Genomic DNA, 18307 nt, shown 5'->3' with positions numbered 1-18307 from the left:
ACTCGCCGGCGTGAAACGGAAACCTACCTTGCCCGAAGCCACGATCTCCGAAGAGCGGGGCGTGCGCTATCTCCACCTTGAAACGCCCTGGATTCAAGGCGCCATGCGCATCCGACAGCCGCAAAAGCTGGAGTTGGAGTACATCCAGCGCATGATGTCCTGGCTGTTGCTGCGTGACCCTGCCGAGTTGTCTGAAACGCGGTGCCTGCAATTGGGCCTGGGCGCATCGGCCATCACCAAGTACTGCCACAGCGTCTTGCGACTCCCGACCACTGCGGTTGAGATCAATCCGCAAGTCATCTCGGTGTGCCGCAACTGGTTTCATTTGCCCGACGACGATGAGCGACTGAGTGTCATTCAGGCAGATGCCGCGCGCTATGTCATCCACAATGACCATGTCGCCAGTGCCGACGCCCTGTGTGTGGACTTGTACGACCACGAGGCCGCCAGCCCGGTGCTGGACGACGAGGACTTCTATCGCGCGTGCTGGCGCGTGCTCGATGACGGGGGCGTCATGACCGTCAACCTGTTCGGGCGAGATGCCAGTTTCGAGCGCAGTGCAGCGCGCATTCAGGCGGCGTTTGGCGAACACCGGGTTGCCAAGCTCAAGCCCACCACGGACGGCAACACCATCGTGTTGGCATGGAAAGGGTTCGACTTGCCAGACCGTGACACCTTGGTGCAACGTGCAGAAACTTTACAAGCACGCTATCAGTTGCCTGCGCCAAAATGGGTCAAGCTTCTGTCTACGTTTCAGACCTCACCGCGCCCTGCCAAGACATGACCGCTGCCGCCTCGTCTTCTGCCGTTTCAGCCCCATCTGCTGCGCGAGCGGCCATTCCACACAAAGGCTTGCTGGATTGGCGGTTGCTGCTCAACTGGCTGACCGAAGACAAGGTGCTGTCACCACAGGATGCCCAGACGGTGGCGCAGCGTTTTGCTGCAGGCGACAGTGCGCAGCATCCCTTGGTGCGGATTGCCGGACTGGGCCTCAAGCGCGCCGACACGTCGGGCACGCTGGACCTGGAACCCTTGACCGAATGGCTGGCACGCCGAGTGGGGCTACCCTACCTGCGCATTGACCCACTCAAGGTCGAAGTCTCCCGTGTGGGGGACATCATGTCCATCAACTATGCCGAGCGCCGCCGTGCCTTGCCGGTGCAGTTCGGGCTGCACGACATCACGATTGCCACCTGCGAGCCGCTGGATACCGCCTGGGTCGAGGAAATCGAGGCGCACACCCGCAAGACCGTCAAGCTGGTGGTGGCCAGCCCGCTGGACCTTCAGCGCTATCGCACCGAGTTCTACACCTTGGCGCGTTCCGTCAAGGACGCCAACAAAAAGTCCGGTGACTCGGTGGCGCACAATTTCGAGCAGTTGGTCGAGTTGGGCAAGTCCAACCGGCAACTAGACGCCAACGATCAAGGCATCATTCAGGTCGTGGACTGGTTGTGGCAGTACGCGTTTGACCAGCGTGCTTCCGACATCCACCTCGAGCCTCGTCGGGAAATGGGAGCCATGCGCTTCCGCATTGATGGCGTGTTGCATACCGTTTATCAGGTGCCTCTGTCGGTGATGCAGGCCATGGTCGCGCGGATCAAACTGCTGGGCCGCATGGACGTGGTGGAGAAGCGCCGCCCGCTCGACGGCCGCATCAAGACGCGCAACCCGGGTGGTGATGAAGTTGAAATGCGTTTGTCCACCATGCCGACGGCTTTTGGCGAAAAGCTGGTGATGCGGATCTTTGATCCTGACAACACCATCAAGTCATTTGATGCGCTGGGCTTTGCCCAGGCCGAGGTCCAGACGTGGGAACAACTCGTGGGTCGCTCGCACGGCATCATTTTGGTGACCGGTCCGACGGGCTCGGGTAAAACCACGACGCTGTACTCCACGCTCAAGCGCGTGGCGACCGATGAGGTCAACGTCTGCACCATCGAAGACCCGATCGAAATGATCGAGCCTGCGTTCAATCAGACGCAGGTTCAGTCCACCATTGACCTGAACTTCGCTGACGGCTTGCGGGCGCTGATGCGTCAGGACCCCGACATCATCATGGTTGGTGAAATCCGTGACCTGGAGACCGCTGAAATGGCGACGCAGGCCGCGCTCACCGGGCATCTGGTCTTCTCGACCCTGCACACGAATGATGCAGCCTCGGCCATCACACGGATGACCGATCTGGGCGTTCCCAGCTACCTCATCAGTGCCACGGTCATTGGCGTGCTCGCGCAGCGTTTGGTGCGCACACTTTGCCCGGCGTGCAAACAGCCAGACGATCAACTCGATGCAGAGGACTTGGCCGACGCGATCAAGCCTTGGCGGCTCAATGGCAAGCTGCAACCGTACAAGCCAGTCGGATGCCTGGACTGCCGCATGACCGGCTTCAAAGGACGGGTGGGCTTGTACGAGTTGCTGCCCGTCACCGAGGGCGTTCGCGCAGCGATGCACCCCGAAATCGACATGCGCAAGATCAGGCAGACGGCAGCGCGAGAAGGGCTGCGGCCCCTGCGCCTGTCCGGGATCATGAAGGTGGCAGAGGGCCTCACCACACTCGATGAGGTGTTGCGCAACACCCCTCAGTGGGAAGCCTGATCACGCCTGCTGGCTTGAAACGTACAGTTTTTTGTAGACGGCCTTGATGTGGTCGTTGACGGTGAACCATTTGAGCCCCATCAGCGACGCAATCTCTTTGACCGTGAAGCCTTTGCTCAGGTAAGTCAGCACATCGGCTTCACGTTGTGTCAGCGATTCTGCTTCCGGCAGTGCGGGCCCACTGTGGCTGCCTTGTTCGCCTGCGCGGAAATGGGTCAGCAAACGGCGGGCGATCGCAGGCGACAGCGGGGGATGACCTCGCACGATCTTTTGCAACTCTTCCACCAGAATCTCAAAGCGGTCTTCCTTGAGCAGGTAACCATGAGCGCCCATCTGCAGTGCAGGGTAGAGATGCTCGTCGTCCGCATACAGCGTGGTGACGATGCGCGTGGCAGGGTAGGCCGACAACTCACGCAGCATTTCCAGGCCGCTGCCGTCCGGTAGTTCCAGGTCAACCAGAATCAGTTGATAAGGCTCTGGGCCGACCGGTGCACGGTTGCCTGCGGCATAGCCCAATTCGCGACGTGCGGATTCCAGGTCTGCGACCTCGGTGATCTCGCTGACATCGCTGAGACTTTCGTGAACCACCTTGCACAAGAAGCCTCGTGCAACGGGGTTGTCTTCCAGAATCAATACCTTGACGGTCATGGCGGTCCTGCCGACGCAGCCTTTGTGAAAACTGCTGTGGTTGTGCTGATCACCTCTTGGGGATCAGTGCGTTGGAGTTGGCCCTGCTGGGGTGCTGTTGCGCGACATTATCAGACGATGGCCCCATCCCGCTACGGCCGAAACCCGAGACTGGGGTGTTTTGTCACTGTGACGACACGACGCTTCTACAATCACCGCATGCGAATTCTGATTGCCAACGACGACGGGTATCTGGCCCCGGGGATTGCCGCCTTGGTCGAGGCGTGCCAAGGCCTTGGCACGATTGATGTGTTTGCGCCTGAGCGCAACGCCAGCGGAACGTCCAATGCGCTGACCCTGCATCAGCCATTGAGTTTGCACACGGCGCCCAACGGCTTTCGCTATGTGAGTGGCACGCCATCTGACAGTGTTCATTTGGCGCTGACGGCCGGCCTGATTCCCAAGCCTGATCTGGTGCTGTCCGGCATCAACAACGGCGCCAACATGGGCGACGACACCTTGTACTCCGGCACCGTGGCTGCAGCGACCGAAGGGTATCTGTTCGGGATTCCTGCCATCGCCTTTTCGCTGGTTGACAAAGGCTGGGGCCATCTGGATGTGGCAGCGCGTGTGGCGCGCCGGGTGATTGACCACGTGTTGGCACATCCGCCCGCCAAGGCGCCGTGGTTGCTCAACGTCAACATTCCAGCCATGGCCACAGCCGATCAGGCGCCTTGGGCGATCACCCGACTGGGCCGTCGCCATGCCAGTTTCCCAGCCGTCGCGCAAGCCAACCCCCGCGGCGATCTGTTCTACTGGATTGGCCCAGCCGGTGAAGCACGCGAAGACGGTGAGGGAACGGACTTCCATGCCGTACGCAGCGGTCAGGTCTCCATCACCCCGCTGCAAGTCGACATGACCGATCATCAGCGTCTGCCCGCCTGGCAGACTTGGTTGGAGCCCAGATGAGTCAAAGCCCATCGGACCGCAAGCCACGACGCTTTCCGCTGCAACTGGATCAGCTTGCAGCCAGCCGGTCTCATGGGCCTCGTCCTTCGTCCTCATCCGGGGTGCGCGTTCCGCCCAAAGCGCCTGAACTGTTGAGGCCCCAGGCACATCTGCAAGCCGTCGAGCGCGAACGCCGCCGGCAACACGCACCACAAGGCCTCGGTCTGGATTCGGTGCACGTGCGCCGACGCATGGTGGAGCGCTTGATGGCCGATGGCATCAGTCACGCGGGTGTGCTGGAAGCGTTTGCTGCCGTGCCGCGACACATGTTCGTGGACACCGCCTTGGTCAATCAGGCTTATGAAGACACCAGCCTGCCGATCGGCTTGGGCCAAACGATCTCCAAACCCTCCGTGGTCGCTGCCATGATGCAATTGCTGTGTGTGCGCCCCGGTTTGAATGGCGCCGAGATGGGCGTAACGCCCGTGCGGCCACCTCTCGGGCGCTGCCTGGAGATTGGCACGGGCTGCGGGTACCAGGCTGCTTTGCTGGCCTACTTGTCCAGCAGAGTGGTGTCGATCGAGCGTTTGCATGATTTGCATGCCAAGGCTCGCACCAACCTGGAGCAAATGCGATCGGTCCTGCCACAATGGCCAGAAATCCGTCTGATTTACGGGGATGGCATGGTGGGGCACACCCCTCACGCGCCCTATGACACCATCATTGCGGCTGCGGGTGGATCGGCTTTGCCTCAGGCTTGGGTGGACCAACTGGCGCCTGGTGGTCGGTTGGTGGCGCCCACTCAAGAGGGGGCCGGGCAGGTATTGACCGTGCTGGATCGCTTGCCGGATGGTTCTTTGCAATACAGTCGTGCCGGCGCGGTCTTGTTCGTCCCCCTAAAATCTGGCACCACGTGATCTTGAATGACGCCACTTTCTGGTGGCGTCAATCGAACCTCTACATGTCCATGACCTCTATCTGTCGTCTGGCCTCCGCTCTGGCCGTTGTGGCTGTGCTGGCCGGTTGTGCATCTCCCAACCATCGTGCGCCGGTGGATGATCGGGTTCGCACGGGCTCTACGCCTGCTGCGCCCATCACTTCGTCGCAGCCCGTGCGTCTGCCGCCTGGTGCTGAAAATGCTGGCAAGCCCGGTTACTACACCGTCAAGCCCGGTGACACGCTCATCCGAATTGGTTTGGAAACAGGCCAGACGTGGCGGGACATCGCTACCTGGAACAGTGTCACCAACCCCAATTTGATCGAAGTGGGGCAGGTGCTGCGTGTGGTGCCGCCGGTCGCTGAGGCTGGTGCTGCTGCGGCCCCGGTCGTTGCGGCCAAACCGATTACGTCGTCTCGCATCGAGGCGCGTCCGTTGGAGGCCGGAAAGCCTGCGTCGGCTGCCTCCGCCGGTGCCAAGCCGACCCCACCCGTGGCATCGTCCAATGCTGCGTCGTCGTCGGCCGCCTCTGCCTCCGATGCCCGTGACACATCCAAAGATGCCAAGGACAGCAAGGACGCTGACGAACCTGCCTGGATCTGGCCCGCTAATGGCGCCATCATTGGCCAGTTTGAAGAGGGCAAGCGCAAAGGCGTGGCCATTGCAGGCAAGGCTGGGGACCCTGTGGTGGCCGCCGGTGACGGGCGCGTGGTGTATGCCGGCTCCGGCTTGCGCGGCTACGGCAACCTGGTCATCATCAAACACACCGGTGACTACCTGACCGCCTACGCGCACAACCAGACCTTGCTGGTCAAGGAAGATCAGGTGGTGCGCAAGGGCCAGAAGATCGCCGAGATGGGCGCCACCGACGCGGATCGCGTGCAACTGCACTTTGAAATCCGCAAGCAGGGCAAGCCGATTGACCCGGTCAGGCAACTGCCTGCTCGTTAAGTCGTTTCATGCCGGTTTTCGGATCGGCCCAGAGTCCTGAGACAATCGGGGGATGAGCGAATCATCCCCCGTTTCTGTTTCTGCCGCCCCTGCTGAAGCCGAGGTGGCATCCGTTCCGCCGCACCTGGAGTGGCTGAAGGTTGAATCCCTGGATCTCGAAGCCCAGGGCGTGGCCCACCGTGCCGATGGCAAGGTGGTCTTCATTGAAGATGCCTTGCCCGGCGAAGAGGTGCGTGTCAGCGTGACCCGCCGCAAGAACAACTGGGAGCAGGCCACGATGACCGACCGTCGTCGTGACAGCTCGCAGCGTGTGACTCCGAAGTGTGAATTCTTCGGCTTGTGCGGCGGCTGCAAGATGCAGCATTTCCATGCCAGCGCCCAAGTGGCTGTCAAGCAGCGTGTGCTGGAAGACAACCTGTGGCATCTGGGCAAGGTCAAGGCCGAAACCCTGCTGCGTCCCATCGAAGGGCCCGCCTGGGGCTACCGCTACCGCGGTCGCCTGTCGGTGCGTTACGTGGCCAAGAAAGGCACGGTGCTGGTGGGCTTCCACGAGCGCAAATCGCGCTACGTGGCCGACATGCGCTCCTGCGAAATCCTGCCCCCACACGTCAGTCGTCTGTTGGTGCCGCTGCGCGAGCTGATCGGCAGCATGGACCAGCGCGATCGCCTACCCCAGATCGAGGTGGCGGTGGGCACGCAGGTGACCGTGCTGGTGCTGCGTCATCTGGAGCCCCTGACTGCCGCGGACACGCAGCGTCTGCTGGACTTTGCCGCGCACCACAGTCCCGCTGAAGGCGGTCAGGAAACGCTGTCCTGGTGGTTGCAGCCCAAGGGGCCGGATACCGTTCACCCGCTGGACGAATCGGCGCCCAAGCTCGATTACACCTTGCCCGAGTTCGGCATCACCATGCCGTTCAAACCGACCGACTTCACGCAGGTCAATCACGCCATCAATCAAGTGTTGGTGGGGCGTGCGCTGCGCCTGCTGCAGGTGCAAAAGAGCGAGCGCGTCATCGACTGGTTCTGCGGTCTGGGTAACTTCACGTTGCCCTTGGCCACCCAGGCGCGCGAGGTGTTGGGCATCGAAGGCAGCGAAACCCTGGTGGCGCGTTCGCGCGAAAACGCCCGTCACAACGGCGTGGCCGACAACACCAGTTTCGTGGCGCGCAACCTGTTTGAAATCACGCCGCAAGAGCTGGCGGGCTATGGCCATGCCGACAAGTGGCTGATCGATCCACCTCGTGAAGGGGCCTTCGCCTTGGCCAAGGCCCTGGCCGACTTGCATCAGGACCCGACGTTGGTGCCGGACTGGGTGCCGCCCAAGCGCATCGTGTACGTCAGCTGCAGCCCCAGCACCCTGGCGCGTGACGCTGGCTTGTTGGTGCACCAGGCGGGCTACCGTTGTGTGTCTGCGGGTGCGGTCAACATGTTCCCGCACACGGCGCACGTGGAAAGCATGGCCGTGTTCGAGTGCGCCTGATCGTTCGCCACATCACCATGAAAAAAGCCGAGGCGTTGACCTCGGCTTTTTGTTGGGAGAAGGGCTGCGACTTACAGCACTTCAGAGGCAAAGTCCGCCAGACGCGAGCGTTCGCCGCGTGCCAGGGTCACGTGACCACTGTGTGGCCAGCCCTTGAACTTGTCGACCGCATAAGTCAGACCGGATGAGCCCTCGGTCAGGTAGGGGGTGTCAATCTGGGCCAGGTTGCCCAGGCAGACGATCTTGGTGCCGGGGCCTGCACGGGTGATCAAGGTCTTCATCTGCTTGGGCGTCAGGTTCTGCGCCTCGTCGATGATGAGGAACTTGTTCAGGAAGGTGCGTCCCCGCATGAAGTTCATGCTCTTGATCTTGATCTTGCTGCGCACCAGTTCATTGGTGGCTGCACGGCCCCATTCGCCTGCGCTGGTGTCGCCGCGGGCGAGCACTTCCAGGTTGTCATCCAGCGCGCCCATCCAGGGCGACATCTTTTCTTCTTCCGTGCCGGGCAGGAAGCCGATGTCCTCACCCACAGGCACGGTCACACGGGTCACGATGATCTCGGTGTAGCGGCGCTCGTCCAGCACCTGCGACAGGGCCGATGCCAGGGTCATCAGCGTCTTGCCAGTGCCTGCCGACCCAGTCAGCGTCACGAAGTCGCACTCTGGATCCATCAGCAGGTTCAGCGCGAAGTTTTGTTCGCGGTTGCGAGCGGCCACGCCCCACACGGCATTCTTCTGGTGCGCGTAGTCCTTCAGCGTCCGCAACACGGCCGATTTGCCTGTGACTTCCGCGACCTTGCCGTACCAAGGCGTGGCGCCAGGGCTTTCGAGATAAACAAACTGGTTGACCATGAAGGCCGGCACCATGGGGCCGCTGACGCGGTAGTAAGTGGCGCCGCCTTGCTGCCAGCTTTCCATGCCTTTGCCGTGCCGCTCCCAGAAGTCCGAGGGCAGGGCGAGCACGCCGGTGTACAGCAGGTCGCCGTCTTCCAGCGTCTTGTCGTTGAAGTAGTCTTCGGCAGGCAGGCCCAGGGCACGGGCCTTGATGCGCATGTTGATGTCTTTGGACACCAGCACCACATCGCGACCAGGGTGGCGGTGGCGCAGTGCTTGCACCACGCCCAGAATCTGGTTGTCAGCTTTGCCTTGAGGCAAACCCATGGGCAACTCGACCGCCAGACCCGTCGTCTGGAAGTACAGCTTGCCACCCGCTTCGGTGTGCCCAGTCTTGGCGAGGTCAATGCCCGCAGCGGGATCGGCTTGCAGGCGATTGCTCAAGTCGGCAGCCAAAGCATCCAGGTCCCGACTGACTTGGCGAGCATTGCGCGCCACTTCGGTCATGCCTTTCTTGTGCCCGTCCAACTCTTCCAACGTGATCATGGGCAGGTAGATGTCGTGTTCGTCAAAGCGGAACAGCGACATCGGGTCGTGCAGCAACACGTTGGTGTCCAGTACAAACAGCTTGGGCGGGCCGTCGCTGGTGCGAATGCGTCGTGTGCCACTGGTCTGGGGCTTTGCTTTCGGGGGCTTGGTGCTTGTGCTTTCGGTGGCGGCTGGCGACGTATCGGTGCGCTCTGCGACCACAGGCGCGACGTCGGATTTACCTTTCTTTGCCAAGTTCTTGCGAGGCACTTTGGCAACGCTCGGGGCCGCAGCATCCACCACGGGTGCCGCTGGTGGTGGCGTCACCAATTCCAGCGAGGGACTCAGTGCGGGTTCATTGGCAGCTTTGGCTTTGTGGGCGTTTTGAGGCGCCTTGGAGGACCGGGCCGGCTTGGCTTGCGCGGAATACGCGTCATCCGGCAGCATGTCAGCACGTTTGGTGGGCGGCTTGGGCAGAGGCATAGGCAGGTCCGCAAGTGGATGAATCAGAAACAAAAAAGGCCGCACAGGCAAGGTGCGGCCTTTGGCTGAGTCGTCTTGGTGCTGCCGGTGGCGCAGCAAGACAACGTGAGGGCAAGTGGTGAACCGAGTTGGAAAAAGCTCAGGTGCATGCAAACCATTATGCACACTCCATGCCTGCTGCACGTTGTCAGCGTCATGGCGTTGCCGGGTGTCTGCATGGCGCGACATCTGCGGGCATGAAAAAGGCGCCACATGGGCGCCTTGATTCAGACAGCGAGCGAGTTGGCTCAGGCTGCTTCTTGCTTCATGCCTTGAACAGACTTCAGCACTTCTTCTACGTGGCCGGCGACCTTGATGCCGCGCCATTCTTCACGCAGTACGCCATCGGGGCCGATCAGGAAGGTCGAGCGCTCGATGCCCTTGACCTTCTTGCCGTACATGATCTTGTTCTTGACCACGCCGAACATGTGACACAGCTTTTCTTCCGTGTCAGCGATCAGTTCAAAAGGCAACTCCAAGGTTTCCTTGAACTTGTCGTGGGACGCCAGGTTGTCGCGCGAGACGCCGAACACCACGGCACCAGCCTGGACGAATTCCTTGTGCATGTCGCGGAATTGCATGGCTTCAGTGGTGCAGCCTGGGGTGTGGTCCTTCGGATAGAAGTACAGCACCACGGTTCGACCGATATAGCCTTGGGGCGTGAATTTCACGCCGCCAGTCGCGACGGCCTCGAATTCCGGCAAAGGTTTGTTGAGGGCGGGTGTCATGTTCTAGAGATCAGCTACCTGCTTGAATAGCCTTCCATTATAAGCGGTTCGCGGGGGCTCCTGAGCACTGGGGGCGGACACCGAGTAGAGGGGGCTGCTCACTCGCTCGATTCGATCAAGAGCGCTGCCAGAACTCGGCGGCCTTCTGCTGCGAGCACGTTGTAGGTGCGGCATGCGGCCGTGGTGTCCATGGTCTCAACGCCGATGCGGGCTTGCAGCAGGGCGGCCATCAGGCGTGGGTGCAGGAATTGCTGACGTTGGCCTGTGCCGAGGATGACCACTTCGGGCTGGAGTGCTGCCAATGCCTCCAAGTCTGCCGCCTGCAGATCGGTTGCACTGGCGGGAGTCCAGCGCTGAATGTCCCCGGTGTGGGGGATGAGGATGCTGTGGGCGTAGCGGGTTCCGTTGACGGAAACCGATTGAACGTCACAGGCATGGATGACATTGACGCCTTCGGCGCGGTCGGCATGCAGTTTCATGGTGCATAAAAAGGCAAAAAGCCCGCCCCATCGTCGTGCCCAGGTGCATCGTGCGGGGAGCGGGTGTGGTTAAATTCTAGCTTTCCCTCCTTTCGTCCGTCCTGGAGTCCGTCTTGAAACCCGTTACCAAGTCCAGCAAACTCGCCAACGTCTGTTATGACATCCGTGGGCCCGTGCTGGAGAAGGCGCGCCAGATGGAAGAAGACGGGCACAAGATCATCAAGCTCAACATTGGCAATCTGGCCGTGTTCGGGCTGGAGCCGCCAGACGAGATCGTGCAGGACATGATCCGTAATCTGTCGGGCGCGGCGGGTTACACCGATTCCAAGGGGCTCTTTGCCCCGCGCAAATCGGTGGTGCATTACTGCCAGGAAAAGGGCATTCAGGGCGTCACAGTCGATGACGTGTACCTGGGCAACGGCGCGTCCGAGTTGATCGTGATGGCCCTCAATGCCATGCTCAATGAGGGCGATGAGGTGCTACTGCCGTCGCCGGATTACCCGCTCTACACCGCTGCGGTGTCGCTGTCGGGGGGGCGTCCCGTGCACTATGTGTGCGACGAAGCCGACGACTGGAATCCGGATATCGCAGACATCCGCGCCAAGATCACGCCTCGTACCAAGGCCATCGTCGTCATCAATCCCAACAACCCGACGGGTGCGCTGTACCCCGAGAGCCTGTTGAAGGAAATTATCCAGGTGGCCCGTGAGCATCAGCTCATCGTGCTGGCCGATGAGATCTACGACAAGACCCTGTTCGATGGCAACACCCACACGTCCATGGCCTCGCTGGCCGATGATGTGTTGTTCCTGACCTTCAATGGTCTGTCGAAGAACTATCGTTCGTGCGGTTACCGTGCCGGCTGGATGGTGGTGTCGGGTGAGAAGCGCCACGCCAAGGACTACATCGAGGGGCTGAACATGCTGGCGTCGATGCGCCTGTGTGCCAACACCCCGGGTCAGCTGGCGATCCAGACGGCGCTGGGTGGCTACCAAAGCATCAAGGATCTGGTGGCACCGAGCGGGCGCCTGTGCAAGCAGCGCGACCTGGCGTTCGAGATGCTCAACAAGATCCCCGGTGTGAGCGTGGTCAAGCCCAAGGGCGCGCTGTACATGTTCCCGCGTCTGGACCCCAAGATCTACCCGATCGCTGACGATCAGCAGTTCGCCTACGAGTTGCTGGCCGAAGAGAAGGTGCTGATCGTGCAAGGTACGGGCTTCAACTGGGCGCACCCCGACCACTTCCGTCTGGTCTTCTTGCCCAACAGTGACGATCTGGCTGAGGCCATCAACCGCATTGCCCGCTTCCTGGAGGGGTATCGCAAGCGTCACGGCACATCCACGGTGTGATGCCACGCTGCGCGCCCTGATTACCCATTTTTGAATTTGTTGCGCCGCCCACGAGGCGGCGCGCTGCGAGAGAAGAGAACCATATGAGCCAAGAACAACTGCGTCCCGTCAAAGTCGGTCTGCTGGGTATCGGTACGGTCGGTGGCGGCACCTTCACAGTGTTGAGCCGCAACCAGGAAGAAATTCGTCGTCGCGCCGGTCGTGGCATCGAAATCGCCATGGTCGCTGACCTGAACGTCGATCGCGCCAAGGAGATCGTGGGCGACGCAGCTCAGGTGGTCAATGACGCACGCGCCGTGATCGCCAACCCCGACATCGACGTGGTGGTTGAGCTGATCGGTGGCTATGGCATCGCCAAGGCCCTGGTGCTCGAAGCCATTGCCGCCGGCAAACATGTGGTCACCGCCAACAAGGCGCTGCTGGCCGTGCATGGCACTGAAATCTTTGCCGCAGCCCGTGACAAGGGCGTGATGGTGGCGTTTGAAGCGGCTGTGGCCGGTGGCATTCCCATCATCAAGGCCCTGCGTGAAGGCCTGACCGCCAACCAAATCCAATGGGTGGCCGGCATCATCAACGGCACCACCAACTTCATCCTGTCCGAAATGCGTGACAAGGGCCTGGACTTCGATGTGGTGCTGAAAGAAGCCCAACGTCTGGGTTACGCCGAAGCCGATCCCACCTTTGACATCGAAGGCGTGGATGCGGCACACAAGGCCACGCTGCTGAGCGCCATCGCGTTCGGTATCCCCGTGCAGTTCGACAAGGCTCACGTGGAGGGCATCACCAAGCTGTCCGCCACCGACATCAAGTACGCCGAGCAACTGGGCTACCGCATCAAGTTGCTGGGCATCGCCCGTCGCCGCGACAACGGCGTGGAACTGCGTACCCATCCCACGCTGGTGCCGATGAAGCGCCTGATCGCCAATGTGGAAGGCGCCATGAACGCCGTGCTGGTGCAAGGCGATGCCGTGGGCACCACCATGTATTACGGCAAGGGCGCTGGCTCTGAACCCACCGCTTCGGCGGTGGTGGCTGACCTGGTGGACATTGCTCGCCAGATCGCCGCACCGGCCGCTTCGCGCGTGCCCGCGTTGGCCTTCCAGCCCGACGCGCTGTCGACCCTGCCCATCCTGTCGATCGAAGAAGTGGTCACGTCCTTCTACCTGCGCCTGCGCGTGGCCGACAAGGCCGGCGTGCTGGCCAAGATCACCGGCATCCTGGCTGAACAAGGCATCAGCATCGACGCCGTGATCCAGCGCGAAGCCGATGAGGTGAGCGGTGAGGGCGGCAACCAGACCGACCTGATCATCCTGACGCACGACACCAAGGAAGGTGCCATGAACACGGCCCTGGCCGCGATGCAGGCCCTGCCCACCGTGCTGGCCCCCATCGTCAAGCTGCGCAAGGAAGAGCTGGCCTGATCGCCGCTGCTGGAGTGACCATGAAATACATCAGTACCCGCGGTGACAAGACCGAACGCCACTTCTGCGAAATCTTGCTTGAAGGTCTGGCACCCGATGGTGGCTTGTACCTGCCTGTGGCTTACCCGAAGGTGGACGACGCCACGCTCACCAAGTGGCGCGGCCTGAGCTATGCCGAGCTGGCGTTTGAAGTGCTGTCGCTCTACATCGACGACATCCCGGCCGCCGACCTGAAGGACATCACGGCCCGCACCTACAACAAGTCGGTGTATGGCTTTGACGAGATCACGCCCTTGAAGCCACTGGAGCCCGGTCTGGCACTGGAAGCCCTGTCCAATGGCCCCACGCTGGCCTTCAAGGACATGGCCATGCAACTGCTGGGCAACCTGTTCGAGTACGAACTGGGTCGCCGTGGTGAGCAACTCAACATCCTGGGCGCCACCTCGGGGGATACCGGCAGCGCGGCCGAATACGCCATGCGCGGCAAAAAGGGCGTGCGTGTGTTCATGCTCTCGCCCAATGGCCGCATGAGCCCCTTCCAGCAGGCGCAGATGTTCAGCCTGCAGGACCCCAACATTCACAACCTGGCCGTGGAAGGCGTGTTCGACGATGCACAAGACATCGTCAAGGCCGTTTCCAACGACCTGGAGTTCAAGCGCAAGTACAAGATCGGCACGGTCAACTCGATCAACTGGGCTCGTTTGCTGGCCCAGGTCGTGTACTACTTCGCTGGCTACTTCTACGCCACCAAGTCGAACGCCGAGAAGGTCAGCTTCACGGTGCCGTCGGGCAACTTCGGCAACGTCTGCGCCGGCCACGTGGCCCGCATGATGGGCCTGCCCGTTGACCAACTGGTCGTGGCCACCAACGAGAACAACGTGCTCGACGAGTTCTTCCGCACCGGCAGTTACCGCGTGCGTGGCAGCGCCGAAACGTACGAAACCTCGTCGCCCTCGATGGACATCTCCAAAGCATCCAATTTCGAGCGCTTCGTGTTCGACCTGCTGGGGCGTGACGGTGCGCGCGTGAAGGCGTTGTTCAAGGACGCCATCGAGCAGCAAGGCGAGTTCCACCTGTCTGCCGACGAGTTCGCCAAGGTGCCGGGCTACGGTTTCGTGTCGGGCACCAGCAAGCACAGCGACCGCCTGGCCACCATCAAGGACACCTTCGAGCGTTTTGGCGTGATGATCGACACCCACACGGCCGACGGACTGAAGGTGGCGCGCGAGCACGTCAAGCCCGGCGTGACCATGCTGGTGTTGGAAACCGCCTTGCCTGCCAAGTTTGCCGAAACCATCGTCGAAGCCACGGGTCGTCAGCCCGAGCGTCCTCACTGGATCAAGGGCCTCGATGGTCTGGAGTCGCTGCCCAAGCGTTTCGTGGTGGTGCCCAACAGCGCCCAAACGGTCAAGGACTACATCACCCAGCACTGCAACGACTGATCGGGTCGGAGCGCAGTTGGCGTAGCCACAAGGAGTGTCGCGATGGCGGCCGCTTTCAAGCCTTTGATGCCCTTGGACGAGGCTTGGTCTCGTCTGTCGGCAGCCGTGGTCGACCACTTGGGGCAGCAGCCCCTGTTGACCGAACCGGTGGATAGCTTTGACGCCCTCGGGCGGGTACTGGCAGAGAGTCTGGTGTCCCCGGTGGACGTGCCGCCGTTGGACAACAGCGCCATGGACGGGTACGCCGTGCGGGCTGCCGATCTGGCTCAGGCCGGTCAGGCTGGAGTGCCGGCTACTGCGGTGACGCTGCCCAAGGCGCAACGCATTGCAGCAGGGCAGGTGGGGGTGACCTTGCAGCCTGGCACCTGTGCGCGCATTTTCACGGGCGCACCCGTTCCGGACGGGGCCGATGCCGTGGTGATGCAGGAGCACACCACCGCCGATGCCGCATCGGACACCGTCCGCTTCAACGAAGTCGTCAAGCTGGGTCAGAACATCCGTCGCCGAGGCGAAGACATTGCGCAAGGACAGACGGTGCTACACGCAGGTGTGCGACTCAGCGCGGCGGCCATGGGTGTGGCCGCATCGGTGGGGGCTGCGCAACTGAACGTGTTCAGGCGTCCCCGAGTGGGTGTGTTGACCACTGGCAACGAGTTGGTGATGCCGGGCGCGTCCTTGCCACCCGGTGCCATCTACAACAGCAACCGACACACCTTACGGGGGCTGGTGCAGGCCACGGGGGCCATGGCGAACGATCTGGGCGTGGTGCCCGACGATCTGGATGCCACCCGCTCAGCCTTGCGTGCAGCCGCCGAACAAAGCGACCTCATCATCAGCAGTGGTGGCGTCTCGGTGGGCGAGGAGGATCATCTTCGCAACGCCGTGCTGGACGAGGGCGGGCTGGATTTCTGGGCCCTGGCTATCAAACCGGGCAAGCCGTTTGTGTTCGGCTGGATCCGTCGCGCCGATGGCAGTCGCGCCCTGTACATGGGGCTGCCCGGGAATCCGGTGGCCAGCTTCGTGACTTTCCTCTTGCTGGTGCGGCCGGTCCTGGGCGTGTTGGCAGGCGAGGGATGGCACCTGCCGCGTGCCACTTCGCTGGTTGCCGATTTCCACTGGCCCAAGCCCGACAAGCGCCGGGAGTTTTTGCGCGCTCGCCTGCAGGCCGATGGCCAAGTGGTTCTTCATCCCCATCAGGGGTCAGGCGTGCTGAGTTCGGCAGCCTGGTCCGAGGGGGTGGTGGACCTGTCGCCCAACACTATGGTTGCACCCGGTGATGTGGTGTCCTTCATTCCCATGTCTGAGTTGCTGCAACCCGGCAGCGCGGCACTCCAGCCCTGAGTCTCAACATGACAGTCACGGTTCGTTATTTCGCCGCGGTGCGTGAGCAATTGGGTGGATCGGAGACCATCGATTGGTCCGTTACGCCCGCCCGCACTGTGGGTGCCTTGCGTGAGTGGTTGCAAAGCCGATCGCCTTCGCATGCCGCAGCACTGGATGGGGCCAAGGGCTTGCGCATGGCGCGCAACCAGACCCTGTGCACGGCCGACGAACCCTTGTCCGATGGTGACGAGGTGGCGTTCTTCCCGCCCGTGACGGGAGGTTGACATGGGTGCTCCCTTGTCATCTGAACTGCAGGCCGCTTTGGCCTGTGTGATCGTCGGTCCGGATGATTTCGATCTGGGGGCCGAAGTGGCCGCTTTGCGTGCCGGTGACGGGCGCGTCGGGGCCGTGGTGAGTTTTGTGGGTACGGTGCGCGAATGGCGAGAAGCGGGTGCCCCGGCGTCGGCCGCAGACGCATCTGTCATGGAGTTGGAGCATTACCCCGGCATGACCGAGCGCAGCATTGCCGAGATCATCGTCGAGGCACGCCGCCGGTTTGACGTCTTGGGCGTGAAGGTGATCCACCGCGTGGGTCCGCTGGCCGTCTGCGACCAGATCGTGCTGGTGGCGGTGAGTTCGGCCCACCGTGGTGAGGCCTTCCACTGTGCAGAATTCCTGATGGATTGGCTCAAGACCCAGGCGCCTTTCTGGAAAAAAGAAAGCAGCGGAGGCGAGAGCAGGTGGGTGGACGCCCGAGTCAGTGACGATGAGGCCGCCGCACGCTGGGGCGGATTAGCCACACCGAAAAACGCTCACATCGTGGCAGACTGACAGCCATGCAGTCGACAGACATCTTCACCTGTTATTCCATCTCTGGTGGGGGCTCCTTGGTGGGGCTGGGTCTGATGTCTCTGCTGCGTACGCGCCAACCTCGGGTCCGCGAGGCGGTCAGCCTCTATCGGCTGGCTTTCGCTTGTTTGTCTGCCTTGTTGCTGATTCAGTTTTGCCCAGAGGAATGGCAGCGACCCATCAGCCAGTTTGCGATTGGTTTGGCCGTCTCCGGCGTGACCTTGTTGGCGTGGGCGTTCCGTCAGTTGAACGGGCGGCAGACCACCCCGTTGGCAGGCTGGGGCATCACCGGTTTGTTGACGCTGGGCCTCTGGTTGGCCGCTTGGACGGGTTCTGACGGTCTGTTCACGCAGGCCATTGCCTTGGCGTTTGCGTTCATCAGCCTGTGGTTGTTGTTCGATCAAGGCTGGTTGATTTTGCGCAGCCCCCGGGTTGCACGCAGTGAAATGAGCCTGCTCATCGTGGCGGCGGCATTTGCGGCGAACTGGTTGATTTCGCTCTGGTACGCCACCAACCGTGAAGGGCCATATCCGGAGCACTGGCTCTATGCACCGACATGGTTGCTGCCTTTCACCGGCTTGAGTTTTGCACTGTTGCCCTTGGCAGTGGCGGCGTTGGTGTTTGCGATCATCAATGAGCGCTTGAATCAGCAGTTGAGAGCCCGCTCTTTGTCCGATGACCTGACTGGCGCATTGTCTCGGCGTGGGCTGCGAGAATTGGGGCAACGAATGTTGTCCATGCTGCCTGCCGAGGGCAATCCGGTGGCGGTGATGATGATCGACATCGATCGTTTTCGCGCCATCAATCACCAATACGGGCATGAGGTTGGCGACGAGGTGCTGCGTGAGGTGACGCAGATCGTGCGAGATACCCTGCGGTTTGATGCCTTGTTGGCCAGGTATGGTGGCGAAGAACTGACTGCCATGTTGTCCGTGAAAAGCCGGCTGGAAGGGCGCAGTCTGGCCGAATCGGTGCGGCAAGCGATCGAGAACACACCGTGTCGCACGGCTGGCGGGCCCATCAAAGTGACCGCCAGCATCGGCCTGAGCTTTCTGCGTGCCGATGGATCACTGGAGGACGCACTGGCGCGCGCGGATGTGCGCATGCACGAAGCCAAGCGTGATGGCCGCAATCGTGTCGGTGCCAGCGAGTTGACCATGGGCGTGCCTGCACCCACTACCATCATTTGACCTGTCTCAAGCGCACGCTGCAGGCGTGAGGTTGGGGGGCTTGAAAAGCGCAGTCGCTGCCCTATCTTCATGAGCAATCGGCCCCGATGCACGGGGCAACAGGAG

The 18307-nt window shown here is 61.7% G+C and carries 17 protein-coding genes; 13 read left to right on the top strand and 4 right to left on the bottom strand.

Annotated features, from left to right (window positions below):
• The first annotated feature begins 10 nt into the window (after nt 1-10).
• Together ACOYNB_RS10175 and ACOYNB_RS10170 are read left to right on the top strand one after the other, a co-directional pair.
• The gene (locus ACOYNB_RS10175; RefSeq protein WP_422838974.1) at nt 11-784 is read left to right on the top strand and encodes a methyltransferase domain-containing protein; all 774 of its coding nucleotides are present in this window, start codon (nt 11-13) and stop codon (nt 782-784) included.
• A complete protein-coding gene (locus ACOYNB_RS10170; RefSeq protein WP_422838973.1) occupies nt 781-2595 on the top strand; it encodes a GspE/PulE family protein in 1815 nt (604 codons plus the stop codon). Before ACOYNB_RS10175 ends, ACOYNB_RS10170 begins: the two co-directional genes overlap by 4 nt.
• Here the strand turns inward: ACOYNB_RS10170 and ACOYNB_RS10165 are convergent, their stop codons facing one another.
• On the bottom strand, nt 2596-3243 hold the full coding sequence (locus ACOYNB_RS10165) for a LuxR C-terminal-related transcriptional regulator (protein WP_422838972.1): 648 nt from the start codon (nt 3241-3243) through the stop codon (nt 2596-2598). It abuts the gene before it with no gap.
• A 198-nt stretch (nt 3244-3441) separates the two neighbouring features.
• On the opposite strand from ACOYNB_RS10165, the gene surE reads away from it, so the two are divergent.
• Genes surE through rlmD form a run of 4 tightly spaced genes read left to right on the top strand, consistent with a single transcriptional unit; the run spans nt 3442 to nt 7538 of the window.
• The gene (gene surE / locus ACOYNB_RS10160) at nt 3442-4191 is read left to right on the top strand and encodes a 5'/3'-nucleotidase SurE (RefSeq protein ID WP_374256760.1); all 750 of its coding nucleotides are present in this window, start codon (nt 3442-3444) and stop codon (nt 4189-4191) included.
• Nucleotides 4188-5087, top strand: a complete 900-nt coding sequence (locus tag ACOYNB_RS10155; protein ID WP_422838971.1) for a protein-L-isoaspartate O-methyltransferase family protein — start codon at nt 4188-4190, stop codon at nt 5085-5087. The genes surE and ACOYNB_RS10155 overlap by 4 nt, the downstream gene beginning before the upstream one ends.
• 44 nt (nt 5088-5131) lie before the next feature.
• The gene (locus tag ACOYNB_RS10150) at nt 5132-6058 is read left to right on the top strand and encodes a peptidoglycan DD-metalloendopeptidase family protein (RefSeq protein WP_422838970.1); all 927 of its coding nucleotides are present in this window, start codon (nt 5132-5134) and stop codon (nt 6056-6058) included.
• Between the two features lie 52 nt (nt 6059-6110).
• Complete coding sequence (gene rlmD / locus ACOYNB_RS10145; RefSeq protein ID WP_422838969.1) at nt 6111-7538, top strand: 23S rRNA (uracil(1939)-C(5))-methyltransferase RlmD; 1428 nt, start codon at nt 6111-6113, stop codon at nt 7536-7538.
• Nucleotides 7539-7609: 71 nt separating this feature from the next.
• Here the strand turns inward: rlmD and ACOYNB_RS10140 are convergent, their stop codons facing one another.
• From ACOYNB_RS10140 to ACOYNB_RS10130, 3 genes are all read right to left on the bottom strand, one after another.
• The gene (locus ACOYNB_RS10140; protein ID WP_422838968.1) at nt 7610-9382 is read right to left on the bottom strand and encodes a PhoH family protein; all 1773 of its coding nucleotides are present in this window, start codon (nt 9380-9382) and stop codon (nt 7610-7612) included.
• 287 nt (nt 9383-9669) lie between these two features.
• Complete coding sequence (locus ACOYNB_RS10135; RefSeq protein WP_374256752.1) at nt 9670-10149, bottom strand: peroxiredoxin; 480 nt, start codon at nt 10147-10149, stop codon at nt 9670-9672.
• Between the two features lie 98 nt (nt 10150-10247).
• Nucleotides 10248-10628 (bottom strand): Mth938-like domain-containing protein, encoded by a 381-nt coding sequence (locus tag ACOYNB_RS10130; protein ID WP_422838967.1) that lies wholly within the window; start codon nt 10626-10628, stop codon nt 10248-10250.
• 113 nt (nt 10629-10741) lie between these two features.
• On the opposite strand from ACOYNB_RS10130, the gene ACOYNB_RS10125 reads away from it, so the two are divergent.
• The 7 genes from ACOYNB_RS10125 to ACOYNB_RS10095 all read left to right on the top strand — a co-directional run bounded on the left by ACOYNB_RS10125 (nt 10742) and on the right by ACOYNB_RS10095 (nt 18202).
• Nucleotides 10742-11977: a pyridoxal phosphate-dependent aminotransferase gene (locus tag ACOYNB_RS10125; RefSeq protein ID WP_422838966.1), complete on the top strand. Its 1236-nt coding sequence runs from the start codon at nt 10742-10744 to the stop codon at nt 11975-11977.
• Nucleotides 11978-12075: 98 nt separating this feature from the next.
• Complete coding sequence (locus tag ACOYNB_RS10120; RefSeq protein WP_422839007.1) at nt 12076-13398, top strand: homoserine dehydrogenase; 1323 nt, start codon at nt 12076-12078, stop codon at nt 13396-13398.
• Nucleotides 13399-13418: 20 nt separating this feature from the next.
• Entirely contained in the window at nt 13419-14840 is a 1422-nt protein-coding gene (thrC, locus tag ACOYNB_RS10115) for a threonine synthase (protein WP_422838965.1), read from the top strand.
• A gap of 42 nt (nt 14841-14882) precedes the next feature.
• The gene (gene glp / locus ACOYNB_RS10110) at nt 14883-16181 is read left to right on the top strand and encodes a gephyrin-like molybdotransferase Glp (RefSeq protein WP_422838964.1); all 1299 of its coding nucleotides are present in this window, start codon (nt 14883-14885) and stop codon (nt 16179-16181) included.
• An 8-nt stretch (nt 16182-16189) separates the two neighbouring features.
• The gene (gene moaD / locus ACOYNB_RS10105; RefSeq protein WP_422838963.1) at nt 16190-16447 is read left to right on the top strand and encodes a molybdopterin converting factor subunit 1; all 258 of its coding nucleotides are present in this window, start codon (nt 16190-16192) and stop codon (nt 16445-16447) included.
• Between the two features lies 1 nt (nt 16448).
• On the top strand, nt 16449-16994 hold the full coding sequence (locus ACOYNB_RS10100) for a molybdenum cofactor biosynthesis protein MoaE (protein WP_422838962.1): 546 nt from the start codon (nt 16449-16451) through the stop codon (nt 16992-16994).
• Between the two features lie 5 nt (nt 16995-16999).
• Nucleotides 17000-18202: a GGDEF domain-containing protein gene (locus tag ACOYNB_RS10095; protein WP_422838961.1), complete on the top strand. Its 1203-nt coding sequence runs from the start codon at nt 17000-17002 to the stop codon at nt 18200-18202.
• The last annotated feature ends 105 nt before the right edge of the window (nt 18203-18307 follow it).

Source organism: Aquabacterium sp. (assembly GCF_049317225.1).
In the GTDB taxonomy this organism is placed as follows: domain Bacteria; phylum Pseudomonadota; class Gammaproteobacteria; order Burkholderiales; family Burkholderiaceae_C; genus Aquabacterium.
This window is presented reverse-complemented; position numbering and strand designations above follow the sequence as displayed.